Origin of the sequence: Acidovorax sp. (assembly GCF_022763525.1) — a bacterium.
Taxonomy (GTDB): Bacteria; Pseudomonadota; Gammaproteobacteria; order Burkholderiales; family Burkholderiaceae_C; genus Acidovorax.
This window is the reverse complement of record NZ_JALEGG010000069.1, coordinates 1-25,954: the sequence shown is the minus strand read 5'-3', so window position 1 is coordinate 25,954 and position 25,954 is coordinate 1. Positions and strand designations below refer to the sequence as shown.

The 25,954-nt window shown below is 63.6% G+C and carries 22 protein-coding genes; 8 read left to right on the top strand and 14 right to left on the bottom strand.

Translation table 11 applies throughout. From position 1 onward, the window contains the following. The first annotated feature begins 68 nt into the window (after positions 1-68). Both maiA and MRY84_RS05135 read left to right on the top strand, forming a co-directional pair. Positions 69-737, top strand: a complete 669-nt coding sequence (maiA, locus tag MRY84_RS05140; RefSeq protein WP_291504674.1) for a maleylacetoacetate isomerase — start codon at positions 69-71, stop codon at positions 735-737. Continuing rightward, complete coding sequence (locus MRY84_RS05135; protein ID WP_291504673.1) at positions 737-1,627, top strand: laccase domain-containing protein; 891 nt, start codon at positions 737-739, stop codon at positions 1,625-1,627. Before maiA ends, MRY84_RS05135 begins: the two co-directional genes overlap by 1 nt. Here the strand turns inward: MRY84_RS05135 and MRY84_RS05130 are convergent. Further along, positions 1,547-1,867, bottom strand: a complete 321-nt coding sequence (locus MRY84_RS05130) for a hypothetical protein (protein ID WP_291504672.1) — start codon at positions 1,865-1,867, stop codon at positions 1,547-1,549. The two genes, MRY84_RS05135 and MRY84_RS05130, sit on opposite strands and share 81 nt — an antisense overlap. 121 nt (positions 1,868-1,988) lie before the next feature. On the opposite strand from MRY84_RS05130, the gene phaC reads away from it, so the two are divergent. The 3 genes from phaC (at position 1,989) to phbB (ending at position 6,096) form a co-directional block, all read left to right on the top strand. Beyond that, positions 1,989-3,698 (top strand): class I poly(R)-hydroxyalkanoic acid synthase, encoded by a 1,710-nt coding sequence (gene phaC / locus MRY84_RS05125; RefSeq protein WP_291504671.1) that lies wholly within the window; start codon positions 1,989-1,991, stop codon positions 3,696-3,698. 227 nt (positions 3,699-3,925) lie between these two features. Next, positions 3,926-5,104: an acetyl-CoA C-acetyltransferase gene (locus tag MRY84_RS05120; protein WP_291504670.1), complete on the top strand. Its 1,179-nt coding sequence runs from the start codon at positions 3,926-3,928 to the stop codon at positions 5,102-5,104. 254 nt (positions 5,105-5,358) lie between these two features. Next, positions 5,359-6,096, top strand: a complete 738-nt coding sequence (gene phbB, locus MRY84_RS05115) for an acetoacetyl-CoA reductase (protein ID WP_291504669.1) — start codon at positions 5,359-5,361, stop codon at positions 6,094-6,096. A 513-nt stretch (positions 6,097-6,609) separates the two neighbouring features. Here the strand turns inward: phbB and MRY84_RS05110 are convergent. From MRY84_RS05110 to dapC, 6 genes are all read right to left on the bottom strand, one after another. Beyond that, positions 6,610-8,655 (bottom strand): ATP-binding cassette domain-containing protein, encoded by a 2,046-nt coding sequence (locus MRY84_RS05110; protein WP_291504668.1) that lies wholly within the window; start codon positions 8,653-8,655, stop codon positions 6,610-6,612. A 77-nt stretch (positions 8,656-8,732) separates the two neighbouring features. Then, positions 8,733-9,692, bottom strand: a complete 960-nt coding sequence (gene prmB / locus MRY84_RS05105; RefSeq protein WP_291504667.1) for a 50S ribosomal protein L3 N(5)-glutamine methyltransferase — start codon at positions 9,690-9,692, stop codon at positions 8,733-8,735. Next, on the bottom strand, positions 9,689-10,891 hold the full coding sequence (gene dapE / locus MRY84_RS05100; protein ID WP_291504666.1) for a succinyl-diaminopimelate desuccinylase: 1,203 nt from the start codon (positions 10,889-10,891) through the stop codon (positions 9,689-9,691). The genes prmB and dapE overlap by 4 nt, the downstream gene beginning before the upstream one ends. Before the next feature lie 170 nt (positions 10,892-11,061). Next, complete coding sequence (locus MRY84_RS05095; protein ID WP_291504665.1) at positions 11,062-12,225, bottom strand: PilT/PilU family type 4a pilus ATPase; 1,164 nt, start codon at positions 12,223-12,225, stop codon at positions 11,062-11,064. A gap of 88 nt (positions 12,226-12,313) precedes the next feature. Beyond that, positions 12,314-13,147 carry a 2,3,4,5-tetrahydropyridine-2,6-dicarboxylate N-succinyltransferase gene (gene dapD, locus MRY84_RS05090; protein ID WP_291504664.1) on the bottom strand — a complete coding sequence of 278 codons (834 nt, stop codon included), beginning with the start codon at positions 13,145-13,147 and terminating at the stop codon, positions 12,314-12,316. Between the two features lie 17 nt (positions 13,148-13,164). Then, positions 13,165-14,370 carry a succinyldiaminopimelate transaminase gene (dapC, locus tag MRY84_RS05085; RefSeq protein ID WP_291504663.1) on the bottom strand — a complete coding sequence of 402 codons (1,206 nt, stop codon included), beginning with the start codon at positions 14,368-14,370 and terminating at the stop codon, positions 13,165-13,167. A gap of 171 nt (positions 14,371-14,541) precedes the next feature. Here dapC and MRY84_RS05080 point away from each other — a divergent pair, with 171 nt between their 5' ends. Next, entirely contained in the window at positions 14,542-16,032 is a 1,491-nt protein-coding gene (locus MRY84_RS05080) for a methyl-accepting chemotaxis protein (protein WP_291504662.1), read from the top strand. A 46-nt stretch (positions 16,033-16,078) separates the two neighbouring features. Here the strand turns inward: MRY84_RS05080 and MRY84_RS05075 are convergent, their stop codons facing one another. The 5 genes from MRY84_RS05075 to dusA all read right to left on the bottom strand — a co-directional run bounded on the left by MRY84_RS05075 (position 16,079) and on the right by dusA (position 21,317). Then, positions 16,079-16,801, bottom strand: a complete 723-nt coding sequence (locus tag MRY84_RS05075; RefSeq protein ID WP_291504661.1) for an RnfABCDGE type electron transport complex subunit B — start codon at positions 16,799-16,801, stop codon at positions 16,079-16,081. After that, positions 16,798-18,207: a polyhydroxyalkanoate depolymerase gene (gene phaZ, locus MRY84_RS05070; RefSeq protein ID WP_291504660.1), complete on the bottom strand. Its 1,410-nt coding sequence runs from the start codon at positions 18,205-18,207 to the stop codon at positions 16,798-16,800. Before phaZ ends, MRY84_RS05075 begins: the two co-directional genes overlap by 4 nt. A gap of 204 nt (positions 18,208-18,411) precedes the next feature. Continuing rightward, positions 18,412-19,497: a RelA/SpoT domain-containing protein gene (locus MRY84_RS05065; protein WP_291504659.1), complete on the bottom strand. Its 1,086-nt coding sequence runs from the start codon at positions 19,495-19,497 to the stop codon at positions 18,412-18,414. A gap of 179 nt (positions 19,498-19,676) precedes the next feature. After that, positions 19,677-20,216: a GNAT family protein gene (locus tag MRY84_RS05060; protein WP_291504658.1), complete on the bottom strand. Its 540-nt coding sequence runs from the start codon at positions 20,214-20,216 to the stop codon at positions 19,677-19,679. A gap of 51 nt (positions 20,217-20,267) precedes the next feature. Continuing rightward, complete coding sequence (dusA, locus tag MRY84_RS05055) at positions 20,268-21,317, bottom strand: tRNA dihydrouridine(20/20a) synthase DusA (protein WP_291504657.1); 1,050 nt, start codon at positions 21,315-21,317, stop codon at positions 20,268-20,270. A gap of 379 nt (positions 21,318-21,696) precedes the next feature. On the opposite strand from dusA, the gene MRY84_RS05050 reads away from it, so the two are divergent. Next, the gene (locus MRY84_RS05050; protein WP_291504656.1) at positions 21,697-22,284 is read left to right on the top strand and encodes a lysophospholipid acyltransferase family protein; all 588 of its coding nucleotides are present in this window, start codon (positions 21,697-21,699) and stop codon (positions 22,282-22,284) included. Between the two features lie 215 nt (positions 22,285-22,499). On the opposite strand, the gene MRY84_RS05045 is transcribed toward MRY84_RS05050, so the two are convergent. Next, positions 22,500-22,949: an Lrp/AsnC family transcriptional regulator gene (locus MRY84_RS05045; protein WP_291504655.1), complete on the bottom strand. Its 450-nt coding sequence runs from the start codon at positions 22,947-22,949 to the stop codon at positions 22,500-22,502. Positions 22,950-23,121: 172 nt separating this feature from the next. On the opposite strand from MRY84_RS05045, the gene MRY84_RS05040 reads away from it, so the two are divergent. Then, entirely contained in the window at positions 23,122-24,243 is a 1,122-nt protein-coding gene (locus MRY84_RS05040; RefSeq protein ID WP_291504654.1) for a saccharopine dehydrogenase NADP-binding domain-containing protein, read from the top strand. A gap of 28 nt (positions 24,244-24,271) precedes the next feature. Here the strand turns inward: MRY84_RS05040 and MRY84_RS05035 are convergent. Further along, positions 24,272-25,954: long-chain fatty acid--CoA ligase (locus MRY84_RS05035; protein ID WP_291504653.1), on the bottom strand; the 1,683-nt coding region annotated here is incomplete at its 5' end.

Here is a 25,954-nt window from a genome sequence, read left to right as displayed (position 1 = left end):
GTCATCAGCGGCACGGCGGGTGCCCGGCCCCGCGCGGGCCCTGTTTCCCATCACCACGGATTTCTTCCATGCAGCTCTACAACTATTTCCGATCCTCTGCATCGTTTCGCGTGCGCATCGCGCTGCAGGTCAAGGGCCTGGCGTACGACTACATGCCCGTGCACCTCGTCAAGGGCGAACACAAGGCGGCGGACTACGCGGGCCGCATTGGCGATGCCCTGGTGCCCACGCTCGTGACCGATGGTGGCGAGGTCCTGTCGCAGTCGATGGCCATCATCGAGTACCTCGACGAAGTGCACCCCAACCCACCATTGCTGCCTGACACGCCCCTGGCCCGGGCACGCGTTCGCGCGCTGGCGCAGATGGTGGCGTGCGAGATCCACCCCATCAACAACCTGCGCGTGCTGAAGTACCTGGTGCACGAATTGAAGGTGCCGGAAGACGCCAAGAACGCCTGGTACCACCACTGGGTGCGCAGCGGGCTGGAGGCTTTCGAGCGTCAATTGACATTGCTGGCCGAAGAGCGCGCGGCCCAGGGGCTGCCACCGTCGCGGCTTTGCTGGGGTGACACGCCCACGCTGGCCGACTGCTGCCTGGTGCCGCAAATTTTCAATGCCCAGCGCTTCAACGTAGATCTGGATGGGCTGCCACGCACCATGGGGGCCTTCGCCGCCTGCATGGAACTGCCCGCGTTCCAGAACGCGCAGCCGTCCGCCTGCCCCGACAAAGAGGCGTGATGAGCGCATCGCGCAGCGCGTTGCCCGACCCGGACTGGTTGGTTCCCGACTGGCCCGCGCCGCCAGGCGTGCATGCGCTGTGCACGACCCGCGCCGGGGGCGTCAGCGCGCCGCCTTTCGACAGCTTGAACCTGGGAAACCACGTAGGAGACGATCCCACCGCAGTTCGCACCAACCGCCAGCGGCTTCAATCGGCCCTGGTGGGCGCCGGGTCGAGCGTGCGTCCTGTCTTCCTGAGCCAGGTGCATGCCGACGGGGTGGTGCATTTGGCGCAGAACGCGCCGGATGGCACCGAGGCCGATGCCTGCGTGGCGACGGAGCCGGGCGTGGCCTGCACCATCATGGTCGCCGATTGTCTGCCCGTGCTCTTCGCGCACCACAGCGGCCGGGTAGTGGGTGCAGCCCATGCCGGCTGGCGCGGGCTGGCCGGTGCACAAGGGCGGGGCGTGCTGGAGGCAGCTTTTGATAGTTTTCAGGCTCTAGCGCTTGATACGCAAGCGCAGAAAGCTATCAAATCAGGAGCAAATCATCGACAGGAAGAAGCCGCCCGGCACGCAGTGGCGCAGGATACGGTGGTCTGGCTGGGGCCCTGCATCGGCCCGCAGGCGTTTGAGGTGGGTGCCGAGGTCCGCGACGCCTTCTGTGGCGCAGACCCGGCCGCCGCCTCCTGCTTTGCGCCCCACGAGCACGTAGCCGGGAAATTCCTGTGCGATCTGGCGGGCTTGGCCCGGCGGCGGCTGGGGGCGATGGGCATCACCCAGGTGCATGGCAACGACAGCACGCAGCCGTGGTGCACGGCCACCAATGGGTCACGGTTCTTTTCGCACCGCCGAGACGCCAGCACCCTCGGCGGCAGCGGGCGGTTTGCCGCCTGCGTCTGGATCGGCTGACATCGTCCGCGCCGCAGCGGCCTGCTGCGCATCGTAGGCCGCCTGCTCAGCCGCTTCGCGCGCCTTGATCGCCCGCTTGCGCGATGGCGTACCCAGGATGTACACCAGAATGCCCATGGGCAGTACGCCATACAGTGCAAACGTGATGATGGCGCCCAGAAGGCTGCCTGTCGGGCTGGTGGCTTCCGCCACGGCCATCATGAGGGTCACGTAGGTCCAGGCGATGACGATGAGGTACATTGGTTTTGTTCGTTGCAAGCGCGGTTGCGTTGCCACACTGCACGGCGTCGGCAACAATGAACCCATGAAGAAATGCCAGCAGCATGGCGACCCGCAAGCAGCCCACCACTGAGGAAAGAGCATGAATTCTGATTCACCCTGGGCCGAGAGCGCCCAGCAGTTCCAGCAGATTTTCGGACAAAGCTGGGCACAGGCGCTGCAGTCATTCCAAAAGCTAGACCTGGGCAAGCAGGCTTCCGCAACCACTATGCCCCCTGCAGTGCAGTTCTCGCCCGCCAAGTTGCAGGCATTGCAGCAGCAATACATCAAGGAAGCCCAGGAATTGTGGACCCAGGGCCTTCAGGGGGCGCCACAGGTCAAGGACAAGCGTTTTTCCGGCGAAGGGTGGAGCAGGAACCCGGTGGCGGCGTTTTCCGCGGCGGCATACCTGCTCAATGCCCGCACGCTGATGGGCCTGGCCGACGCAGTCGAAGCCGACGAGAAGACAAAGGCCCGCATCCGCTTTGGCGTAGAGCAGTGGATGGCGGCCATGGCGCCCAGCAACTTCCTGGCCTTCAATGCCGAAGCGCAGAAGAAAGCCATCGAGACCAAAGGCGAGAGCATCGCCAAAGGCATGCAGAACCTGCTGCACGACCTGTCGCAGGGGCACGTGTCGATGACGGACGAAAGCCTTTTCGAGGTGGGCCGCAATGTGGCCACCACCGAAGGCGCTGTGGTGTACGAAAACGAACTCTTCCAGCTGCTCGAATACAAGCCGCTGACGCCCAAGGTATACGAGCGGCCGTTCCTGCTGGTGCCACCCTGCATCAACAAGTTCTACATCCTGGATCTCCAGCCCGAGAATTCGCTCATCCGCTACGCCGTGGAGCAGGGCCACCGCACCTTTGTGGTGAGCTGGCGCAACCCCCACGAGGACCTGTCGCACAAGACCTGGGACGACTACGTGGAAGACGGCGCCATCGAAGCCATCAACGTGGTGCAGAGCATCACGGGCGCCGGGCAGATCAACGCCCTGGGCTTCTGCGTGGGCGGCACCATCCTGAGCAATGCGCTGGCTGTGCTGGCGGCGCGAGGCGAGGAACCGGTGGCCAGCGCCACCTTCCTCACCACGCTGATCGACTTTACCGACACCGGCATCCTTGATGTGTTCATCGACGAGGCCTTTGTGAAGTTCCGCGAGATGCAGATGGGTCACGGCGGCCTCATGAAGGGACAAGACCTGGCCTCCACCTTCAGCTTTCTGCGACCGAACGACCTGGTGTGGAACTACGTGGTGGGCAACTACCTCAAGGGCGAGACGCCGCCTCCGTTCGACCTGCTGTACTGGAACAGCGACAGCACCAATCTGCCCGGCCCGTTCTATGCGTGGTACCTGCGCAATTTCTATCTGGAGAACAACTTGGTCAAGCCCGGAAAACTCACCGTGTGCGGCGAGAAGATGGACCTGTCCAACCTCAAGATGCCGGTGTACATCTACGGCTCGCGCGAAGACCATATCGTGCCCATCACGGCCGCCTATGCGTCCACCCAGGTGCTGCCCGGGAAGAAGCGTTTCGTGATGGGGGCGTCGGGCCATATCGCGGGCGTCATCAACCCGCCCGCCAAAGGCAAGCGCAGCCACTGGATCCGCGCGGACGGCAAGTTGCCCGCAACGCTGGACCAATGGCTCGAGGGCGCGACCGAGCACCCGGGCAGCTGGTGGACGGATTGGTCCGGGTGGCTCCAGACCCACGCGGGCAAGCAGATCCCAGCCCCCAAAGGCTACGGCAAGGGCACCAAATTCAAGGCGCTCGAGCCCGCGCCCGGCAGCTACGTCAAGCAAAAGGCCTGAGAGGCAGAGAATCTTTTGCCCCAAACCGCCATGTGCGCCAAAACACTTCGGCTCGTCGTTGCGAAGCTCGCCATAGCCCGGGCTCTGGCTGCTTTGCGCCTAGATTCGAAGCGTTTTCGCGCGCCTTTCGGGCCCAGCCAAAAAACGCTCGCCCCAGATACGTAAACGCACTGACTTTCAGCGCTGCGAGAATCATCAACCACCACCTCTAACCACAAGGACATTCCATGGAAGACATCGTCATCGTTTCGGCAGCCCGCACTGCCGTGGGCAAGTTTGGTGGAGCATTGGCCAAGACGCCTGCGACCGAACTGGGCGCCATTGTGATCCGCGAAGCCATCGCCCGTGCCGGCCTGTCGGCTGACCAGATCGGTGAAGTCATCATGGGTCAGGTGCTTACTGCTGGCGTGGGCCAGAACGCAGCCCGCCAGGCCGCGATGAAAGCGGGCGTTGCCAAGGAAACTCCCGCGCTTACGATCAACGCCGTGTGCGGCTCTGGCCTCAAGGCCGTCATGCTCGCAGCCCAGGCCGTGGCCTGGGGCGACAGCGAAATCGTGGTGGCTGGCGGCCAGGAGAGCATGAGCCTGGCACCCCACGTCCTGCCGGGCTCGCGCGAGGGCCAGCGCATGGGCGACTGGAAACTGGTCGACACCATGATCGTCGACGGCCTGTGGGACGTCTACAACCAATACCACATGGGCATTACCGCCGAGAACGTCGCCAAGCAGTACGGCATCACCCGCGACATGCAGGACGCACTGGCCCTGGCCAGCCAGCAAAAGGCGGCTGCCGCGCAGGACGCCGGCAAGTTCGTGGATGAAATCGTGGGCGTGAGCCTGCCGCAGAAGAAGGGTGACCCCATCCTTTTCAACACCGACGAATACCTCAACCGCAAGACCAACGCCGAAGCCCTTGCAGGCCTGCGCCCCGCGTTCGACAAGGCCGGCAGCGTGACCGCGGGCAACGCATCGGGCCTGAACGATGGCGCAGCCGCCGTGGTGGTGATGAGCGCCAAGAAAGCGGCGGCCCTGGGCCTCAAGCCCCTCGCGCGCATTGCCGCATTCGGCACCAGCGGCTTAGACCCCGCCACGATGGGCATGGGTCCGGTGCCTGCATCGCGCAAGGCGCTGCAACGCGCGGGCTGGAACGTCGCCGATGTGGACCTGTTCGAGTTGAACGAAGCGTTTGCCGCCCAGGCTTGCGCAGTCAACAAGGAGCTGGCCATCGACCCCGCCAAGGTCAACGTCAACGGTGGCGCCATCGCCATCGGCCATCCCATCGGTGCCTCGGGCTGCCGCATCCTGGTGACACTGCTGCATGAAATGCAGCGCCGCGATGCCAAGAAGGGTTTGGCCGCACTGTGCATCGGTGGCGGCATGGGCGTATCGCTGGCGGTGGAACGCTAAGCCTGGTGCGCTTTTCTCCAAAAAAGGCCGCGCCCTGACGCGGCCTTTTTTGCGCGCGCGGGGCCGTTTGGATCGGCACTTCGGCAGAGGATTTCAGGGAAATTTGTGACGAATTGCTAAGGCGGCACTGGTTCATGCGTATGGCGCATGCAGCCACGCCAAAAAGTCAACGCGTTCAGTGTTTTCCTTCACGGCAATGCCCTATTTCTTGGGTAGAGTGGGCGTTGAGCGCATCACTAACAAGGAGAACTTCCATGAGCCAGAAAATCGCATACGTCACCGGAGGCATGGGTGGCATCGGAACCGCCATCTGCCAGCGCCTGCACAAGGAGGGCTTCAAGGTCATCGCAGGGTGCGGCCCCACCCGTGACCATGCCAAATGGCTGGCAGAGCAGAAGGCGCAGGGCTTCACGTTCTACGCATCGGTGGGCAATGTCGGCGACTGGGATTCCACCGTCGAAGCGTTCAGCAAGACCAAGGCGGAACATGGCAGCATCGACGTTCTGGTGAACAACGCAGGCATCACGCGGGACCGCATGTTCCTCAAGATGTCGCGCGAAGACTGGGATGCAGTGATCGAGACCAACCTCAACAGCATGTTCAACGTGACCAAACAGGTCGTGTCCGATATGGTGGAAAAGGGCTGGGGGCGCATCATCAACATCAGCTCGGTCAATGGCGAAAAGGGCCAGGCCGGCCAGACGAACTATTCCGCGGCCAAAGCTGGCATGCACGGATTTTCGATGGCATTGGCCCAGGAACTGGCCACGAAGGGTGTAACGGTCAACACGGTGAGTCCTGGCTACATCGGTACCGACATGGTCAAGGCCATCCGTCCCGACGTGCTGGAAAAGATCGTGGCCACCGTGCCGGTGAAGCGGCTGGGCGAACCCAGCGAAATCGCCTCGATCATCGCTTGGCTGGCGTCGGAAGAGGGCGGTTACGCGACTGGCGCGGACTTTTCCGTCAACGGCGGCCTGCACATGGGTTGAGGCGATTCAAGACTTCTGCCCCGACGTGAGTCGCCGCAGGCGATTCACAAGGGCGCAGACAACAAAAAGCCCCGCGATGCGGGGCTTTTTCGTTGGGGCTGGGAAGAGAAAAGGACAGTTTCGGTGGATGCCTGCTCAGATCCTGCTGGGAGAGGAACCCATGGCACCTTGCCATGGCTCGACGGGCTGAATGCGGGGATGACAATCGACCAGCATGTTGAAAGGCCCGCGAACTGGGATCGCCGCTCAGATGCGGACCGGGGCGCGCTTGCGATCGCGTTCGTCTTCGGGCCAAGCGGACAAGATTGCTGTGGTGTTCATACTGGAAAACTCCTGTGATGTACCAACAACGCCTGCCGTGTGCGGGTCGTTGACAGCGTTTCGCAAAAAAATGCAACCGGATGCGCCCTTAACAAAGTTTGATTTTTTGCTTCAAGAAAAGGAGCTTCCGGCGCTTGCTGGATAAGCGTCTGAGGCAAAAAAGACGCCCCATTTGTTGCGTAGTTTTACAAACTATCCTGCCGCTACTCCCGACATTTCTTCCAGCGCAGCAGAAATTTCCAGCCAACGTTCTTCCAGTTGCGCGACCTCGTCATTCACGGCCTTGAGGCGCCGGCCGCAGTCGGCGATTTCTGCGGGAGGCAGGGGTTGAGCAAGCCTGGACTCCAGTTCGGCACGCTCGGCACCCAGGGTTCCCAAACGCTTGTCGGTCTGCTCCAGCTCTTTTTTGAGGGGGCGGGTCCTTTCGGCCAGTTGTTGCCGTGCCTGGGCATCCAGCTTGCGCTGCTCCCGTCCGTCCCTTGCGCCAGCGGTCGCGGCGGGCGAGCCAGCCGGGGAGGTCGGCTTTTCGGCTGACGGTGAAGGGGGGGCGGCGGGAGAGACCGCAGCATGCGGCGTGGCGTCCACCGGCTGGGCTTGGTCGGCAAGCCGTGCTTCTTCACGCAGGCGCCTGGATTCTTCCAGGAGGTAGCGCTGGTAGTCGTCCAGGTCGCCGTCGAAGGGACCCACGACACCCCGGCCGACCATCCAGAAGTCCTCGCAGACCGAACGCAGCAGCGCGCGGTCGTGGCTGACCAGCATCACGGTGCCATCGAAATCGTTGAGCGCCATGGCGAGCGCCTCGCGCGTGGCCAGGTCCAGGTGGTTGGTCGGTTCGTCCAGCAGGAGGAGGTTGGGGCGCTGCCACACGATCATGGCCAACACCAGGCGGGCTTTTTCGCCGCCGCTCATGGTGCCCACCGCCTGCTTGACCATGTCACCTGTGAAGTTGAAGGTGCCCAGATAGCTGCGCAGGTCCTGCTCGCGGCTGGGCTGCTTGAGGTCGGGCCCCAGTTCCTTGGCCAGCCGGATCATGTGTTCCAGCGGGTTTTCCGCCGGGCGCAGCACGTCGAGTTCCTGCTGTGCAAAATAGCCGATGTTCAGGCCTTTGCCTTCGGTTACGCTGCCGGAGAGCGGCCTCATAGTGCGCGCAATGGTCTTGACCAGGGTGGACTTACCTTGCCCGTTGGCGCCCAGAATGCCGATGCGCTGGCCTGCCAACACAGAACGGTTGACGCCACGCAGGATGGTGGTGGCGTTGCCGTCCTCATCCACGTAACCGAACGATGCATCGCTAATCGCCAGCATCGGATTGGGCAGATTGGCCGGCTCCTTGAATTCGAAAGTGAACTCAGCTTCAGCCAGCACCGGGCCGATCTTTTCCATGCGTTCGAGCTGCTTGACCCGGCTCTGTGCCTGCTTGGCCTTGCTGGCTTTGGCCTTGAAGCGGTCGATGAACCTCTGCAGGTGGGCCATCTTCTCCTGCTGCTTCGCATAGCTGGCTTGCTGAAGTTCGAGCTGCTGGGCGCGCAGTTCTTCAAACTTGCTGTAGTTGCCGCCATAGCGATTCAACTGCCCAGCTTGGATCTGCAGCGTCACGTTGGTGATGGCGTCCAGAAATTCGCGGTCGTGGCTGATCACGATCATGGTTCCGGCATAGCGCTTGAGCCAAGCTTCAAGCCACACCAGGGCGTCCAGATCCAAGTGGTTGGTGGGCTCGTCCAGCAGCAGCAGATCGCTCGGGCACATCAGCGCACGCGCCAGCTGCAGGCGCATGCGCCAGCCGCCCGAGAAGCTGTTGACCGGCTGCTCCAGCTCGCTCACGCGAAAACCCAGCCCCAGGATCAGCGCCTGCGCGCGCGCGACTGCGTCGTGCGCGCCTGCGTCGTGCAGGTCGGAATAGGCGTGCGCAATGGCCATGCCGTCATCACTGGCCTCGGCGTCGATCAGCCGCTGCTGAACTTCGGCCAGGCGCGTATCGCCTTCAAGCACAAAACTGGTGGCTGACTGGTCCGTTTCCGGCATGTTCTGCGCCACCTCGGCCATGCGCCAACTCGACGGAATGTGGAAGTCGCCGCCATCTTCGTGGAGTTTGCCGCTGAGCAAGGCAAACAGGCTGGACTTGCCTGCGCCATTGCGGCCTACCAAACCCACGTTTTCGCCAGGATTAATGGTGGTGGAGACGTTGTCGAGTACGACCTTGGAGCCGCGTCGCAGAGTTACGTTCTTGAGAGTGATCATCCGGAGTGCAAGAAAAACGCACCCGCGCGCGGCGGGTGACGTTGGAGACAGCAGTATTGGCCAAGAGGCAGAAGTCGCTAATTCGGCGTTTTAACCTTTGATTGTGCAGCGATGAGACTTTGCGTGACCAAGGCATGCCGTGAAACGAGCAAAACCTGGTCTTCGCCAGCGCTGGTTTCCAGCCAGTGCACAGGCAGTTGCGGAAATGCTGCCTCGAAATGCGCGCGCTCATTGCCGATCTCCAGGATGATCACGGCGTCTTCAGTCAGGCAGGCGGGCGCGGCGGCAAACAACTGGCGCACGAAGTCCATTCCGTCAGTGCCACCCGCCAGAGCCAGTTCAGGCTCTGCCCGGTACTCGCCAGGCAACGCGGCCATGCTGGTGGCGTTCACGTACGGCGGATTACAGAGGATCAGGTCCCAGGGGCCGGGCACGGCGGCCAAACCGTCAGACAGCACCAGCGTGATGCGATCTTGCAGTCCGTGCTTCTCTACGTTGATGCGAGCCACAGCCAGCGCATCAGGAGAGATATCGGCGCCCGTAACATGAACCTCTGGCCAGGCCATGGCGGCGAGCACCGCCAAGCTTCCGTTGCCGGTACACAGGTCGAGCACGCGGTGCGTCTGGTCGCTCAGAAAATGGTCCACGCTGCCGTCCACCAGCAGTTCGGCGATGAAGCTGCGCGGCACGATGGCGCGCTCGTCCACGTAGAAGGGCACGCCTTGCAGCCAAGCCTCGCGCGTGAGGTAGGCGGCGGGCTTGCGTGACCGGATGCGCTCCTCGAAAAGTGTTGCCACCTCCCCAAGCTGTTCTGGCGTCACCGCTTGGTTCCTCGCGGAGCCGGGCGCGTCGGAAAGGTCGCTGTCCAGCGGAAGACCCAGGCGCCAGAGGACAAGCCAGGCGGCCTCGTCGTACGCGTTGGAAGTTCCGTGGCCGAAAAAGACACCGGCGGACGCAAGGCATTGCGCGCCGGACTCCACCACCGCACCGATGGTGGAGCCCGACAGCGCCAGAGGGGATGGGGTGGGCGTGCTCATGCCGCAGCCACTTTCGTGGATTCGGTGGCGAGTGCTTGCGCATGCAGATTCTCGAGCGTGCGCCGGTAGATGTTCTTCAACGGCTCGATGTCGGCCACCGCCACGTGTTCGTCGATTTTGTGGATGCTGGCGTTGGGCGGACCCAACTCAATGACCTGGGGGCAGATCTGCGCGATGAAGCGGCCGTCGCTGGTGCCACCGGTGGTGGACAGTTCGGTCGTGAGGCCGGTTTCGGCGGCGATGGCCTGTTGGACGGCGCCCACCAGCTCTCCCGGCGTGGTCAGGAAGGGCTGGCCCCCGAGTGTCCAGCGCAGGTCGTATTCCAGTTCATGGCGGTCGAGTACCGCGTGGACACGCTGCTGAAGCCCTTCGGCGGTGGATTCGGTGGAGAAGCGGAAGTTGAAATCCAACACCACGTCGCCCGGAATCACATTGGTGGCGCCGGTGCCGCCGTGCACATTGCTGATCTGCCAGCTGGTGGGGGGGAAGAAGGCATTGCCCCGGTCCCACACGGTGGCAGCAAGTTCTGCCAGCGCGGGCAAAGCCTGGTGGATGGGGTTGCGTGCCAGCTGGGGGTAGGCAATGTGGCCCTGGATGCCACGCACGGTGAGCTTGCCGCTCAAAGTGCCGCGCCGGCCATTCTTGATCATGTCGCCAGTTTTCTCTACCGAAGTGGGCTCTCCCACGATGCAGTAATCCAGCGCTTCGCCACGCGCGCGGAGCTGTTCGACCACCACCTTGGTGCCGTCCACCGAAGGACCTTCCTCGTCGCTGGTCAGCAGAAAAGCCAGCGCGATGTGGGGCTGGGGCGTGGCGGCAAGAAACTCCTCGACCGCCACCACGAATGCCGCGATGGAGGTCTTCATGTCGCTTGCGCCTCGGCCGTAGAGCTTGCCGTCCTTGTGCGTCGGCAAGAACGGGTCGCTGCTCCATTGGGCGAGCGGGCCCGTGGGAACCACATCAGTATGACCTGCAAATACTATTGTTTTGATAGCTGTTTGCGCTAGTGCTGCAAGCGCTGCAGGCCGTTTTGCCCATAGGTTGCTCACCCGAAAATCCGCAGGACCGCTGTCCAGGCGTTCGCATACAAAACCCAGCGGGGCTAGCCGCGCCGCGAGCAGGTCGAGACACCCTGCATCCTCGGGGGTGATGGAGGGCAGGGAGATGAGCTGTTCGGCCAGGTGGAGGGTGCGGGACATGGAGTGGGAATGGGGTTAGGAATGAGGCTGTGATCGGAGGGCGATCAGGGTTCGGCAGGTGAACCGCAGCGCTGCACAAAACGATAATGCCCGCCAGGGACGCCCTGCAGCGAGGGCGCCGCACCCCTTGAGGAAAGGGGTCGGGGGCGACAACTCAAGGGGACTTTACATCATGCCGCTGGCTTGACGTCGAGCACGATCTCGGTGAACGAGGGCGCGTCATCGGGCGCATCGCGGGCTTCTTTCTGGGCCTTGGCGGCATTGGACGCCAGGGAGAAATCGTTTTGCAGACGCCACATCAGGTTGGACGGAGAGTCGGCGTAGGCCATGCCCTCCTTGCGGTCGATCCTGCCATCCATGATGAGCTTGGCCAGGGCTTCTTCAAAGGTTTGCGAACCCTCGGCCATGGACTTCTCCATGGCTTCCTTCACCCCGGAGAAGTCTCCCTTCTCGATCAGGTCGGACACCAGCTTGGTGTTGAGCATGACCTCCGTCGCCGGCACGCGGCCGCCGTCCACAGTGCGCACCAGGCGCTGGGAAACAATTGCCTTGAGCGCCGATGCCAGGTCGCCCAGCATGGTCGGACGCACTTCGACGGGGTAGAACGACAGGATCCGGTTGAGCGCGTGGTAGCTGTTGTTGCCGTGCAGGGTGGCCAGGCACAGATGGCCCGACTGCGCGTAGGCAATGGCAGCGGACATGGTTTCGCGGTCGCGGATTTCGCCGATCAGGATCACGTCGGGCGCCTGGCGCAGGGCGTTCTTCAGTGCGGTCTGCAGCGACTGGGTGTCGCTGCCGATCTCGCGCTGGTTCACGATCGATTTCTTGTTCTTGAACTGGTATTCGACCGGATCCTCAATGGTGAGGATATGGCCGGTAAGCGCCTCGTTGCGCGTGTCGATCATCGAGGCCAGCGAGGTGCTCTTGCCCGAGCCGGTGGCACCCACCATCAGGATGAGGCCGCGTTTTTCCATGATGAGGTCGCGCATCACGGGCGGCAGACCCAGCGTGTCGAACTCGGGAATCTGCTGGGAGATGAAGCGGATCACGACGGCGTAGCTGCCGCGCTGGCGCATGGCGCTGACGCGGAACCGGCCCACGCCGCTCAGGGGCACGCCCATGTTCAGTTCGCCAGTTTCCTCCAGCTCTTCGATGCGGTCGGGCGGAACCACTTCGGAGAGCAGGTTGCGCGGCGCGTCGGGCGGAAGGATCTGGTTGTTGATGGGCACGCATTCGCCGTTGATTTTGATCAGCGCGGGTGCGTTGGCCGACAGATAGACGTCGGAGGCCTTTTTCTCAGCCATCAGGCGAAGAATTCGTTCCATCGTACTCATGGTGTTTCCCTCGGTATCGGTTAGGTCCGTGTATCTGTATCTGTCGGCGAGGCGGCTCCGCTGGCCGCCCTGCAGGGGCTGCAAGCGCTCAGTCGCGCAGCAGGTCGTTGATGCTGGTCTTGGAGCGCGTTTGCGCGTCGACTTGCTTGACGATGATGGCGGCGTACATGCTGTAGGGCGCACCGTTGGCGGCGGTCTTGGGCAGGTTGCCGCTGACCACCACCGAGCCCGAGGGCACCCGGCCGTAGCTGATCTCGCCGGTTGCTCGGTTGAAGATGGGGGTGCTCTGGCCGATGTACACGCCCATGCCGAGCACGGAGTTTTCTTCGATCACCACGCCTTCGACGACTTCGGAACGCGCGCCGATGAAGCAGTTGTCTTCGATGATGGTGGGGCCGGCCTGCAGAGGCTCCAGCACGCCGCCGATGCCCACGCCGCCCGACAGGTGCACGCCGGCGCCAATCTGTGCGCAAGAGCCCACGGTGGCCCAGGTGTCGACCATGGTGCCTTCGCCCACGTAGGCGCCGATGTTCACGTACGAGGGCATCAGGATGGCCCCCTTGGCGATGAAGCTGCCGCGGCGGGCCACGGCGGGTGGCACCACGCGCACGCCGGTCGCCTTCATTTCGTCTTCGGACAGATGAGCAAACTTGGTCTGGACCTTGTCGTAGAAGCCGAGGTCACCGGCCTTGATCAGTTCGTTATCCCGCAGGCGGAACGACAGCAGCACGGCCTTCTTGATCCACTGGTGCACCGTCCACTGACCCACGGCTTCGCGGGTGGCTACGCGCAGCGTGCCGTTGTTCAGCTCGGCAATCACCTGCTCGACAGCGTCCAGGATTTCCTTGGGGGCGGCGGCGGGCGAAAGGCTGGCGCGGTTTTCCCAGGCGTTGTCGATGATGGTTTGCAGTTGTTGGGTCATGTTGTGATCTGTGGTTGTCAGGCGGTACGGGACTGGATGAATTGCACGATGCGCTGCGCGGCTTCCACGCATTCTTCGGTTTCGGCCACGAGGGCCATGCGCACGCGCTGGGCGCCGGGGTTGCTGCCTTGGGCCTCGCGGGCCAGGTAGCTGCCGGGCAGCACCGTGACATTGTATTGAGCCAAAAGAGCTCGCGCGAACTCGGCGTCGTCCATGCCCAGCGCATCGGGCACCTTGGCCCACAAGTAGAAACCTGCGTCTGGCAGCGCAACATCCATGACGCCCGCGAGCAGCGGCGTGACCTGTGCGAACTTCGTGCGGTAAGCCATGCGGTTTTCCTCCACATGCTTCTCGTCGCTCCAGGCGGCGATGCTCGCGGCCTGGATCACCGGGCTCATCGCGCTGCCGTGGTAGGTGCGGTAGAGCAAGAATGCCTTGATAAGCGCGGCGTCTCCTGCCACGAAACCACTGCGCATGCCCGGGACGTTGCTGCGCTTGGACAGGCTGGTGAACGCAATCAGGTTCTTGTAGCCGCTGCGCCCCAGCTGGTCTGCCGCCTGAAGGCCGCCCAGCGGGGGCTCGTCCCGGAAATAGATCTCGCTGTAGCACTCGTCCGAGGCAATCACAAAACCATGGCGGTCACTCAGCTCGAAGAGCTTCTGCCATTCGCTCAGTGGCATCACCGCACCGGTGGGGTTGCCGGGCGAGCAGACGAACAGCAGTTGGGTGCGTTGCCACACGGCATCAGGTACGGCATCCCAGTTCACCGCAAAGTTGCGTGCGGGATCGCTCGCGGCATAGTAGGGCTTGGCCCCCGCCAGCAAAGCCGCGCCTTCATAGATTTGATAGAACGGGTTGGGGCAGACCACGACCGCCTCGCCTTGCGAAGGGTCCACCACCGTTTGCGCGAACGAGAAAAGGGCTTCCCGAGAGCCGTTGACCGGGAGCACTTGCGCGGCGGGGTTGACGGTGATCCCGTAGCGTGATTGAAGCCAGCGAGTGAACGCCTCGCGCAAAGCCGGGTCCCCTGCCGTGGCGGGATAACTCGCCAATCCAAAAAGATTGTTACCAAGTGCATCTTTGATGAACTGCGGTGTAGGATGGCGTGGCTCACCCATCCCCAGGCTGATGGGGCTATACGCTGCAGGTGGCGTGACCCCCGCAAAAAGCTGTCGCAGGCGCTCGAACGGGTAGGGCTGAAGATGGGAGAGCAAGGGATTCATGGGGCGCCATTATGGGTGATGGTCCATGGCGGACGCGGTGCGTTTTGCGGGAATATCGGCTCGTTGCACAGGCCAAAAGACGTGCTGCTCGCCCCGTCAATCCTCCGTAAGTGGGCTCACCTAGATTCGAAGTCAACGCGCCCATGCGCGAATAACGAAAGAGGAGACAAGATGCCAGGATTTCTACCGCTGCGTCCCGGGCTTTGGTGGATGCGCAGATGGCGGTTACCCGGAAAGATGCTTTCGGTGGGCCTGCTTGTCGCGTTGGCGCTCGGAGCCGCAGCCCTCGGGGCGCCGTGGTGGGTGCAAGCCTTGGGTGGACTGGTGGTGGCCTATGCACTTGTCGCATTGCATTTCAGTCTTTCGTCAGACCTGGCCGGACTGGCCCAAACGGTGGAGCTCACCCAAGGCGGCGATCTACGCGCGAAGCCGCGGGGCGACTACGGGCAAGACGAAGTTGGTGAGATGGCGCATTCGCTGGACCGCATGGTCATCACGCTGTCGTCCATGGTGGCCGATATCCGCAGCAATGCCGCCCTGGTGGCCCACGCCGGGCAAAGCCTCGCCGAGGGAAGCCGGTCTCTGGCCGACCGCACCGAGCAACAGGCAGCCAACCTGGAACAAACCGCTGCCAGCGTGGAGCAGCTTTCTTCCGCCGTGCAGAACAACGCATTGACGGCCCAGAGCGCAGATGCGCAGGCCGCCCGGGTGCGCGACGCGGCCGATGTGGGAGCGCAGGCCATGGCAAGGGCAGTGCAATCGGTGGAGGCCATCCAGCAAGGCGCGCGGCGCATGACCGAGATCATCGGCGTGATCGACAGCATCGCCTTTCAGACCAACATCCTGGCGCTCAATGCCGCAGTGGAGGCTGCGCGCGCTGGCGACCAGGGCCGGGGGTTCGCGGTCGTGGCATCCGAGGTGCGCATGCTGGCCAAGCGGTCCAGCGACGCAGCGCATGAGATCCGGGAGCTGATCGGCACTTCGGTAAGCCAAGTGGAAACGAGCGCCGGACTGATCCGGTCTGCAGGCGAAGGCATTGCCGACATGGCCCGGGGCATTCGCAGCGTGGCCGCCAGCATGAGCGAGATCTCGGAGTCGAGCGGGCAGCAAAGCACGGGCTTGCGTGAGGTCAGCGCGGCCGTGCAACAGCTGGACCAGATCACCCAGCACAACGCGCAGATGGTGGGGCATGCCGTGGAGCAGGCCGAGGCCCTGGAAAGCCGGGCCTCCACGCTGTCGCGTGCCGTATCAGCGTTTCGTCTGCAGCAAGGCACGGCGGAGGAGGCCGTGGCCCTGGTGCAAAGGGCGATGGCCATGCACAAAGGCACGTCGCGGGATCAGTTCCTGCGCACCATCACGGACAAGAACCAGCCTTACCACGACCGGGATATGTATGTGTTCGTGCTCGACACGTCCGGTACCTACCTGGCATTCGGGGGCAACAGTGCCAAGGTGGGCACGCGGGTGCAGGACATTCCGGGCATCGCGGGCGACCGGCTCGTGAGCGACATCGTCGCGCAGGGCGACCGAGGGCCGGGCTGGGTGGAATACGATATCACCAACCCCGCCACGGGTGCTGTGCAGACAAAGATGTCCTATGTGAGCCGTGTCGGCGACCTGTATCTGGGCTGCGGGGTCTACAAGACGCTTGCTGCGCGCTGAAGTCTCGCCGCTTCCCCCCAGCTGCGATGCGGCAGAGGGGCGCCGCCTACGACATGCCTTGCGTGCGCCGCTGCTGGCGGGCACGCTCCAATGCGGCCGCGATGGCCGCCTGCCGCTCTGCGGGTGAGCTTTCCCGCGGGCTGGCGGCGGATGCAGGGAATGGCGGTCTGGTGGCTGCCGCCTCGTCGGGCAGGGAGGTGTCCTCGTCCTCAAGATTCGGCGAATCCAGGGGTACCCGGCTGCGGTGCACTGCGTAGCGCTCGCGAGCCTGGCGGGCCAAAGGCTCGGACCACGCAGACCACCCGGTGGCAGTACCGCTGGCGTTTTCGATCTGGATGCAGTCCACAGGACATACCGGAACACACAGCTCGCACCCCGTGCAATAGGGTTCGATGACCGTGTGCATCTTCTTGTTGGTGCCCACGATGGCGTCGGTCGGGCAGGCCTTGATGCACAGTGTGCAGCCAATGCACCAGGCTTCATCAACGTACGCAACGGTGCGTGGCGCCTCCGTGCCGTGCACCGGGCTGAGTGGCAGGGGAGCTTGTCCCAGGATGGCAGCCAGGCGCGCGATTCCCTCGGCGCCTCCAGGAGGGCACTGGTTGAAGGGCACGCCGTCCTCCGCAATGGCCCGGGCGTAGGTCGCGCAGTCCGGATAGCCGCAGCGCGTGCACTGCGTCTGGGGCAACGCGGCGTCGATTTGCGACACCAGCACTTTCAGCGCTGTCTGGGCCGCCGGCAGCGCAGCCGGCTCCAAGTCTGCGGTCAAGCCTTGCCAACTCCCTTGCGACGTGGCCGGGACGGTCCCGCCACGGTCACGGTGGTGGCAGACGATGCCGTCTTGGGGAGCGATCGGCGGGGAGGGTTGTCGTCCGGGGTTTCCGTCACGGGGCCACCAGCCTTGGTTGGGGGCTTGTCGTGCTCCAGGATGAACGCGCGCACCTGGGGATAGACCGCCTCACGCCAGCGCCGGCCGCTGAAAATGCCATAGTGGCCTGCGCCCTTGACCTCGAAGTGGCGCTGTTCCTTGCGGACAATGCCGCTGCAAAGGTCGTGTGCCGCTTCGGTCTGGCCGGAGCCGGAGATATCGTCCAGCTCACCCTCTACTGTGAAGAGGGCGGTGGTGGTGATGTCCTGGGGGCGCACGCGCTCGACCTTGCCTTCAGGCGAGCGGACGTCCCAGGTGCCGTTGACCAGCTTGTAGTCCTGGAACACCGTCTGAATGGTTTCGAGGTAATAGTCCGCATCCATGTCGAGCACCGCGTTGTACTCATCGTAGAACTTGCGGTGGGCTTCGGCGCTGGCGTCATCGCCCTTGATCAGGTCCCTGAAATAGTCGTAATGGCTGCTGGCGTGGCGATCCGGGTTCATGGCCACGAAGCCCGTGTACTGCAGGAAGCCGGGGTAAACGCGGCGGCCAGCACCCGGGAAGTTCTCCGGCACGCGGTAGATCACGTTGTTCTCGAACCATTCAAAACTGCGGTTCGTCGCCAGATTGTTGACGGCGGTGGGGGATTTGCGGGCGTCGATGGGGCCACCCATCATCGTCATCGACAGGGGCGTGGTTTCGCCCCGGCTGGCCATCAGCGACACAGCGGCCAGCACGGGCACGGTGGGCTGGCACACACTGATCACATGGCAATTGCCATAGATGCTCTGGAGATGGCGAATGAACTCCTGCACGTAGTTCACATAGTCATCCAGGTGGAACTCGCCCTCAGAGAGCGGGACCAGCCGGGCGTTCTTCCAGTCGGTGATGTAGACCTTGTGGTCCTTGAGCATGGTGCGCACGGTATCGCGCAGCAAGGTGGCGTAGTGGCCCGACAAGGGCGCCACGATCAGCACGACAGGCTGGGCCTTGAGCTTGGTCAAGGTGGCAGGGTCGTCTGAGAACCGCTTGAAGCGGCGCAGCTCGCAAAAAGGCTTGTCGATCTCGACGCGTTCATGCACCGCCACGCCGACACCGTCCACGTCCACCGAATGGATCTCGAAGGCCGGCTTTTCATAGTCCTTGCCCAGGCGGTACAGCAGCTCGTAGCCTGCGGACATGCGTTGCGCTAGCGGGCTTTCGCTGAACGGGGACAAGGGGTTGCTGAACAGCTTGGCAGCAGCCTGCGCGAAATCGGTAAAGGGCTCCATCAGGGAGCGCTGGGTTTCGTAAATGTGGTACAGCATGGGCGAAACTCCGTTATGTTGCAGTGCAATATAGCAGCACTCGGTAACAAGCGCATGGAGGAAAACCACCAATTTCAAGTCGCCTATGCGACAAGTTGTCGGGGTGCAAGACGCGTCACCTCAGCAGGCCATCAACGTCACTTTGCTATATTAAAGATAGCTGATACCGATTGCTGGTAAGCGCTAGAACGCATTTCTTACAAACTACTGCGTCTTGGTTTCCTGCTGTTCCTGCAGCCACGCCTCAAACGACTCCCGGGCCGAGTTCCGCAGAGCGGGGCGGAACACGGCCTTGTTACTCAGGTACAGGCAGTGCCGGATCACCGTGTAGGGGTTAAAGCTGGCCTGAGGGTTCTGCTCTTCAAAGTACTGCTTGTACCGCTTGACCACGCCCACGGTTTCACGCATCAGGGCATTGAAGCGCGCCCGCGTCATGCCGCGGGACCATGCCTGGATGTCGTCCACAAAACTGTCCACCTTGGACGGCTCGAACTCGAAATCCTTGAAGAAGTGCGTCGCGATCTTCAGAAAGGTGAACGCGTTGAGTTCGCTGCTCGGGGCGGCAGCCTTGATGGGCGCCTGAGGGTTGTCGGCGGGGTCTGCCTGCGGCTCAGCCGTTTCATCGGGCGCCTGCAACAGTTCGGCGGCCGTGGCGTCACGGATCTGTCGAAACTCGCGATCGGCCAGTTCGAACAGCGCCGAGAGCACATTGATGCGCCGCTTGAGCTCCCCCGGAATCGATTTCTTGTACTTGATGCGGTGGTCCAGCACGCTCCAGGAATCCTGGATGATGGTGCGCACCTGCAACTCGAACGGCAGGTGTGCGTAGGCCTGGCGTTCGGGCAGCACGCGCTCGGCATTGCTGAGCTTGAGGTCCAGATGCAAGCCCTTGTAGCCAAACGAGGCTTCCGTGCTTTCGACCGCCGTCACCTTGTCGGTGACATCAATCACCGCAAAATGTCCGCGCACAATGGCTGCGATCTTCTCCAGTTCGTCCTCGTACAGGCACACCACACGCACGCCGATCAGGTCGGTGATGTATGGCTGGATCTCGTAAGGCTTGTTGCTCTCTTCCAGCGCCGGGCGGTACTTGCGCACGAACTTGCGGATGCACTCTTCCACATCCTTGACGCGGCCCTCCACCTTGGCGACTTCGACACCGCCGGCTTGCGTAACCACAGCGGCCACCATGCCGGTAAAGGCGTCGCAGGCGGTCTCCAGCGCTGTGGACTGCTCGGCGTAGAACGCGCGGAAGCGGGCTTCCTCCAGGTCGAAATCAAGAGATGGCATGCCGGTATTTAGTTTGCGTCAGTGGTGGGGCGAATACGGGGCGCCGGTCGGACACACATGGAACCGTACACGTAGCGCCAATCCAGCAAGTGTGCGCGCAAAAGCTCTCATCGCGTGCCGGACAAGTACCTGCAAGAGCTTGTCAAGATAGGGCGCAGCACCACCGGTCCCAACCCTACTCAGTCGGCAACGATAGCCCAACGCTCATGGTCGCGCCAACGGCCATTGATCTTCAGGTAACGCGGCGAGAATCCTTCTTGCTGAAATCCACAGGAACGGACCAATGCGATGGACGCACCGTTGGCGGGTTGGATGTTGGCCTCCATCCGGTGCAGTTTCAATGGGCCAAAAGCGTGGCGTACCAGCTGGATTAAGCCCGAACGCATCAGGCCTTTGCGTTCGAAGCCCGCAAACACGTAGTAGCCCAAGTAAGCGCTGCGAAAGTTGCCCATCACCATTTGTGAGAGATTGAAGACACCAGCGATTTGGTCACTGCCCCCAGCCTCGTCCGGCCGGCACACCAGAAAACTCCGGCTGCCGGGCGCCTCGGCTTGCGCGAGATAGGCCGCAAACGCCTCAAGGGATGACGGCGCGGATGTCCAGGGGGCGTGCAGTTTGCTGCTGCGCTGGGCCAGCGCGATAAAGCGCTCTGCATCCGTAGCTACGGGCGGGCGCAGGGATACACCTGCGCGAGACGGATTGAGATTGCGCGCTGGCATATGCATCGGCCTCCGAAACAAGGTCAGCGGGGAGATTGACCGTGGAGCTGCTCACACCGCCAGAGCCCGTGTCGCGGGCTCTATCACGGCTTCGGGAATGGACTCCGCCACTGCACTGGCATACGACTGCACCGCAAGCGTATGCACCTCGCGAGCCGGCCGGTCCTTGAGGAGGTGATTGCTCCACACCTGGCGCCAGATGCGCGCGCCGGGCAGGCTGTGGCGCAGGCCCAGCATGTGGCGGGCGATGTGGGGCCAGGGCGTGCCGTGCTGCGCGGCTTCGCGCTCCATGTACTCGACCATGGCCAGCTCCACCTCTTCGCGGGGCAGGGGGCAGGGTGCGCCACCGTAGTAGAGCTGGTCCCAGCGGGCCAGCCACCAGGGATTGTGGTAGGCCTCGCGGCCAATCATCACGCCGTCCAGGTGGGTCAGCTGCTCCTGCACCACGGCGTCGGTCTGGATACCGCCGTTGATGGCGATGGTGAACTGCGGGAACTCGGCCTTCAGGCGGTGCACTACCTCGTAGCGCAGGGGCGGAATGTCGCGGTTCTCCTTCGGGGAGAGGCCTTGCAGCCAGGCATTGCGGGCGTGCACGATGAACACGGTGCAGCCCGCTTCAGCCACGGTGCCGATGAAGTCGCGCACAAAGCCGTAGTCCTCCACCTTGTCGATGCCGATGCGGTGCTTGACGGTGACGGGCAGGTCCCCGCCCACAGCATCGCGCATGGCCTTCACGCAATCGGCCACCAGCTGGGGCGCCTTCATCAGGCTGGCACCAAAAGCGCCGCGCTGCACACGGTCGCTGGGGCAGCCGCAGTTGAGGTTGATTTCGTCGTAGCCCCACTGCGCGCCCAGGCGGGCGGCCTCGGCCAGCTTGTCGGGCTCGTTGCCACCCAGCTGCAGGGCTACTGGGTGTTCCTCGGCGTTGTAGCGCAGGTGCCGCTCGGTGCCGCCATACAGGATGCCGCCGGCATTCACCATCTCGGTGTACAGCAGGGTGTGGCGCGTCAGCAGCCGGTGAAAGTAGCGGCAGTGGCGATCGGTCCAGTCCATCATGGGCGCGACGGACATGCGCCAGGGGCTCAGGGTGGTGGGGGCCAAGGAAGTCAGGAAAAGAGTGGAGTAGCAGGCGGGCGCGGCAGTGTGGTGCGTTGCAGGCGCAATGTGGCGGGGGGACCGCACGGAAAAGCTCAATTATCCCCGACCGGATTTTTCTGAGCGAAGCACGGGGCGGTAGGCAGCGGAGGAATTCGAGTCAAAATAGGCCTCAGCGCTTTCTGGATAAGCGAAGGCAGCTATCAAATTTGATCTTTTGCGATCGGGCGCTCCCACCTGTTTGCCATGCGTCAACGCGGGGCATGTACTGCATCAGCGATACTCGCGCCCTGCATCTGGTTTCGTTTTGTCACAATCGGCGAGCTGTAGCTCGCCTCAGCCCAACCGTGGCGCAGGTCTCCCGCTCGCGCCGCTCCGTTTTTCCATGCACCCCACCATTTTCGACACGCCAGTGGTCAACACGTTGCTGCGCGCGTTCTCCCGCCTCACGCTGCGCATCACCGGCTGGAAGATCGAAGGCAGCCTGCCGCCCAACGCCGCCAAGAGCGTGTTGATTGCAGCCCCCCACACCAGCAATTGGGACCTGCCGTACACCTTGATGCTGGCGTTTTCGCTGCGGCTGCGGGTGTACTGGATGGGCAAGCAGAGCCTGTTCCGCGCGCCGTTCGGGTGGGTGATGCGTTGGCTGGGCGGCATTCCGGTGAACCGGGAGCAGGCTTCGAATCTAGTGGCCCGCTCGGCCCAGGCCATGCGCGACGCCGTGGGCCCCATGCAGCTCATCGTGCCGCCCGAGGGCACGCGCGGCAGGACGCGGCATTGGAAGACAGGCTTTTACTTCATTGCCCAGCAGGCGGGCGTGCCCATCGTGCTGGCGTTTGTGGACTACGGCCGCAAGGTGGGTGGCCTGGGGCCGGTATTCGAGCCCACAGGCGACCTGGACGGCGACATGGCGCGCATCAAGGCGTTTTATGCGCCCATCCAGGGCAAGAACCCTACGCAATTCGATGTCTGATCGATTGGTTATAAAAATGACCAAAAGCGCTTTTGGGGTCAGCGCTGGCAGCTCCAATATTCATAGCGTTCAGCGTTGAACTGCGAGCGCGCTGGTGGCGACTGGCACAGCACATGCCAGAGCTGCCGCGCAAGGGCCGTACCGCCGCGCTGGTAGTGTCTCCCCCTTCCCGAGTCGCACAGCGGACCGAGAGAGAGGGGAAAGGCACAGCGATGTCACCCCACACTTCGGCGGTCGATCTTGCGGCTCAGCACAATGCTGGTCTGCGTCTGGTGCACGCCGTCGAGCTGCCCCACCTTATCAAGCAGCGTGTCGAGTTGCTCATGGCTGGTGCAGCGCAAGAACACCAGATAGTCAAACGGCCCGCTCACGGCAGATACCTCTTCGACCTCGGGCATGGCCTCCAGCGCGCGCAGCACTGCGGGTGCTGTCTTGGGCAATACGCTGATGGAGCACCACGCGCGCACCGTGGAGGCATCCAGCCGCGCACCCAGCCGCACGCCATAGCCGGCGACCACCCCTGTGCGCTCCAGCCGTGTAATGCGCGCCACCACCGTGGTGCGGGCCAAGCCCAGTTTGCGCGCCAGCGTGGCCGTGCCCTCGCGGGCGTTGGCCTGCAGCAGGCTCAGCAGCTGGCGGTCGGATTCGTCCAGGGCTTGGGTCATGGGCAATTTTTTCAAAAAAGTCATATCGCCCTCCATTTTCGCCGTTATGGCAAAACAATGAGCATTTTTCGACGTTATAGGCACTACACATTGACAGCTACCTTGCCTAGCATCAAGGCACCTACAACACCTCGCACCGCTTCGCGCTGCGAACACTACCGGGAGTGCCGCCATGACCACCGTTTCCATTTCTTCCAGCACCTCCGCCCGCCGCGCTGTCACCATCCTGGGTGCAGGCCACATTGGCTTCGCCATGGCGCTGCTGTTGCAACACACAGGCGACTACGACATCCTGGTGGCGGACCGCGACCCGACACGCCTGGGTGAAGTGGCAGCCTTGGGGGTCGCGACGCAGTTGGCTACGGACGAGGCGAGCATGCAGGCCGCCATCCAAGGTCGTTTTGCCGTGCTCAACGCGCTGCCATTTCACCGCGCCGTGCCAGTGGCGACGCTGTGTGCCGCGACGGGCGTGCATTACTTTGACCTGACTGAAGACGTGGCCAGCACCCAGGCCATTCGCGCTCTGGCCGCCAGCGCCCACAGCGTGCTCATGCCGCAATGCGGCCTGGCGCCGGGCTTCATCGGTATCGTGGGCAATGACCTGGCCCGGCGTTTCGACACCCTGCACACGCTGCGCATGCGCGTGGGCGCACTCCCGCGCTACCCTCAGGGTGCCCTGCGCTACAACCTGACCTGGAGCACCGAAGGCCTCATCAACGAGTACTGCAACCCCTGCGAGGCGATTGTGGACGGCGTACGCACCACGGTGCCTGCGCTGGAGGGGCTGGAGACCTTTGCGCTCGACGGCGTGGAATATGAGGCTTTCAACACCTCGGGCGGGCTGGGCACGTTGACGGAAACGCTGGCGGGCAAGGCGCGGCAGGTGGACTACCAGTCCATCCGCTATCCGGGCCACAACGCCATCCTCAAGCTGCTGCTCAACGACCTGCGCCTGCGCGACCGGCGCGACCTGCTCAAGGACATCCTGGAAACCGCCATTCCCACCACGGACCAGGACGTGATCGTGGTGTTCGCCACCGCGTCAGGCCTCAAGGGCGGCCGGTTGGTGCAGGATTCATATTCCGCCCGCATCCTGGGGACCCAAGTGGCCGGGCACACGTTGAGCGCCATTCAGCTCACCACGGCTGCGGGCATCTGCACGGCGCTGGATCTGGTGGCGCAGGGCCGCCTGCCGCAACAAGGATTTGTGGGGCAAGAGGCGGTCGCGCTGGCGGATTTCCTGGCGAACCGGTTTGGGATGGCGTACGCGGGGGAGGGTGAGCTGGTGCTCTGAGAACGCGAACCGCGTCGGCCGGAGCTCCTCAGCGTCCACCCGGCTTCTGGTACATCCCCTCGATCGCCTCGGCGAAGTGTGCCATCAGGTTGTTGCGCTTGAGCTTGAGCGTGGGCGTCATGAAGGTGTTTTCAATCGTCCAGGGGGACAGCGTCAAATGCACGCAACGGGGCACGGCGTAGCGAGGAAAGCTGGCCGTGTTCTTCTCGATGCGAGCCAGCGCAGCGCGGTGCACGCTGGCGTGGTTCAGGCTGGCGGCGTCCTGCGGGTCCAGGCCCAGGTCGGAGGCCAAGCGCTTCCACTCGTCGGCATTGACGACGGCCACGCACGCGATGAAAGGGCGGTTCTCGCCCACCACAAAGGCCTGCTCCAGCAGCGGGTCGGCCAGCAGGGCCAGCTCCAGGTCGCCGGGGGGCACCTTTTCGCCGGTGGAGGTGACGATGATTTCCTTGATGCGCCCGCGGATGTAGATGCGGCCGTTCACGATGTCGGCCTGGTCGCCCGTGCCCAGCCAGCCTTCGGCATCCACGGTGCGGGCGGTGTCTTCGGGCCGCTTCCAATAGCCCTTCATCACGATGGGGCCGCGCACCTGCAGCTCGCGGTTCTCGCCAATGCGTACTTCCACGCCAGGCAGCGCACGGCCCACGCTGGCGGGGTCGTTGTCGTTCAGGGCGTTGACCGATACCACCGGCGTGGTTTCCGTCATGCCATAGCCCTGCACCAGCGGCAGGCCCAGGCCCAGAAAGCACCTGGCGATGGTGGGTGACAGCGGCGCGCCCCCGCTTACCGCCACCCGCACGCGACCGCCAAACTGAGCCAGCAAGGGTTTGGCCACCAGCATGCGCAGCAGAAGCCAGGGCAGGGCGGCCATCCAGCCCCCGGCCGCTTCCGAAGCGTCCTGTGGGGTGGGCAGCCCTTGCGCGCCGCAAAAGCGGGCCCAGCCCTTGGCCTGCGCGGCCTCGTACAGCTGCATCTTCCACGGGCTCTGCGAGAGCTTTTCGATCAGCTTGGCGTGGATTCGCTCATAGATGCGCGGCACCGACACCAGCACCGTGGGCCGCACGGTCTTGAGGTCTTCGGCCAGCTGGGGCACCGAGCGGGCATAGGCCACGCAGCTGCCCGCCGCCATGGGCAGGTAGTAGCCGCCCGTGCGCTCAAAGGTGTGCGACAGCGGCAGAAACGATAGGAACACGTCGTCCACCGTGGGCGCAATGCGCTCCAGCACGGCCTTCACGTCGCTGATCACGTTGTGGTGCGTGAGCATCACGCCCTTGGGCTTGCCGGTGGTGCCGGAGGTGTAGACGATGGCCGCCAGGTCCTCGGCCGCAGGGGGCGCGGGCAGCGCCGTCTGCGCCTGGGCCGCGCCGGCCAACCACTGCGCGAGGGTACCCACCAGGGGGCCATCGGCCGTTGCCGCGTCCGGGGCCGGTGCATCGCCCTCGGCGATCACCACGGCGCGGAGCGCGGGAAAGGCCGTGCCGGCCGCGCGGATTTTTTCCCACTGCTCGGCATGGCTGACCACGAGCATCGAGGCCTCGCAGTCGGCCAGGATGTAGGCAATGCTGCCGGGGTTGTCGATGGCGTGCAGCGGCACTGGCACGCAGCCGGTGGCTAGCGCGGCCTGGTCAATGCTCATGGCATGGAGGCCGTTGGGCAGCAGGATGGCCACGCGCGCGCCAGCGGGCAGCTGCAGCGCCGCCAGGGCGCGCGC

Coding starts and splice junctions, on each gene's coding strand:
- maiA (WP_291504674.1), top strand. CDS start 69: ATGCAGCTCTACAACTATTTCCGATCCTCTGCATCGTTTCGCGTGCGC.
- MRY84_RS05060 (WP_291504658.1), bottom strand. CDS start 20,216: ATGCCAGCGCGCAATCTCAATCCGTCTCGCGCAGGTGTATCCCTGCGC.
- MRY84_RS05130 (WP_291504672.1), bottom strand. CDS start 1,867: ATGTACCTCATCGTCATCGCCTGGACCTACGTGACCCTCATGATGGCC.
- MRY84_RS05095 (WP_291504665.1), bottom strand. CDS start 12,225: ATGAGTACGATGGAACGAATTCTTCGCCTGATGGCTGAGAAAAAGGCC.
- phaC (WP_291504671.1), top strand. CDS start 1,989: ATGAATTCTGATTCACCCTGGGCCGAGAGCGCCCAGCAGTTCCAGCAG.
- MRY84_RS05080 (WP_291504662.1), top strand. CDS start 14,542: ATGCCAGGATTTCTACCGCTGCGTCCCGGGCTTTGGTGGATGCGCAGA.
- phaZ (WP_291504660.1), bottom strand. CDS start 18,207: ATGCTGTACCACATTTACGAAACCCAGCGCTCCCTGATGGAGCCCTTT.
- MRY84_RS05045 (WP_291504655.1), bottom strand. CDS start 22,949: ATGACCCAAGCCCTGGACGAATCCGACCGCCAGCTGCTGAGCCTGCTG.
- MRY84_RS05110 (WP_291504668.1), bottom strand. CDS start 8,655: ATGATCACTCTCAAGAACGTAACTCTGCGACGCGGCTCCAAGGTCGTA.
- MRY84_RS05065 (WP_291504659.1), bottom strand. CDS start 19,497: ATGCCATCTCTTGATTTCGACCTGGAGGAAGCCCGCTTCCGCGCGTTC.
- MRY84_RS05120 (WP_291504670.1), top strand. CDS start 3,926: ATGGAAGACATCGTCATCGTTTCGGCAGCCCGCACTGCCGTGGGCAAG.
- dapC (WP_291504663.1), bottom strand. CDS start 14,370: ATGAATCCCTTGCTCTCCCATCTTCAGCCCTACCCGTTCGAGCGCCTG.
- MRY84_RS05040 (WP_291504654.1), top strand. CDS start 23,122: ATGACCACCGTTTCCATTTCTTCCAGCACCTCCGCCCGCCGCGCTGTC.
- MRY84_RS05135 (WP_291504673.1), top strand. CDS start 737: ATGAGCGCATCGCGCAGCGCGTTGCCCGACCCGGACTGGTTGGTTCCC.
- dapD (WP_291504664.1), bottom strand. CDS start 13,147: ATGACCCAACAACTGCAAACCATCATCGACAACGCCTGGGAAAACCGC.
- MRY84_RS05050 (WP_291504656.1), top strand. CDS start 21,697: ATGCACCCCACCATTTTCGACACGCCAGTGGTCAACACGTTGCTGCGC.
- prmB (WP_291504667.1), bottom strand. CDS start 9,692: ATGAGCACGCCCACCCCATCCCCTCTGGCGCTGTCGGGCTCCACCATC.
- dapE (WP_291504666.1), bottom strand. CDS start 10,891: ATGTCCCGCACCCTCCACCTGGCCGAACAGCTCATCTCCCTGCCCTCC.
- phbB (WP_291504669.1), top strand. CDS start 5,359: ATGAGCCAGAAAATCGCATACGTCACCGGAGGCATGGGTGGCATCGGA.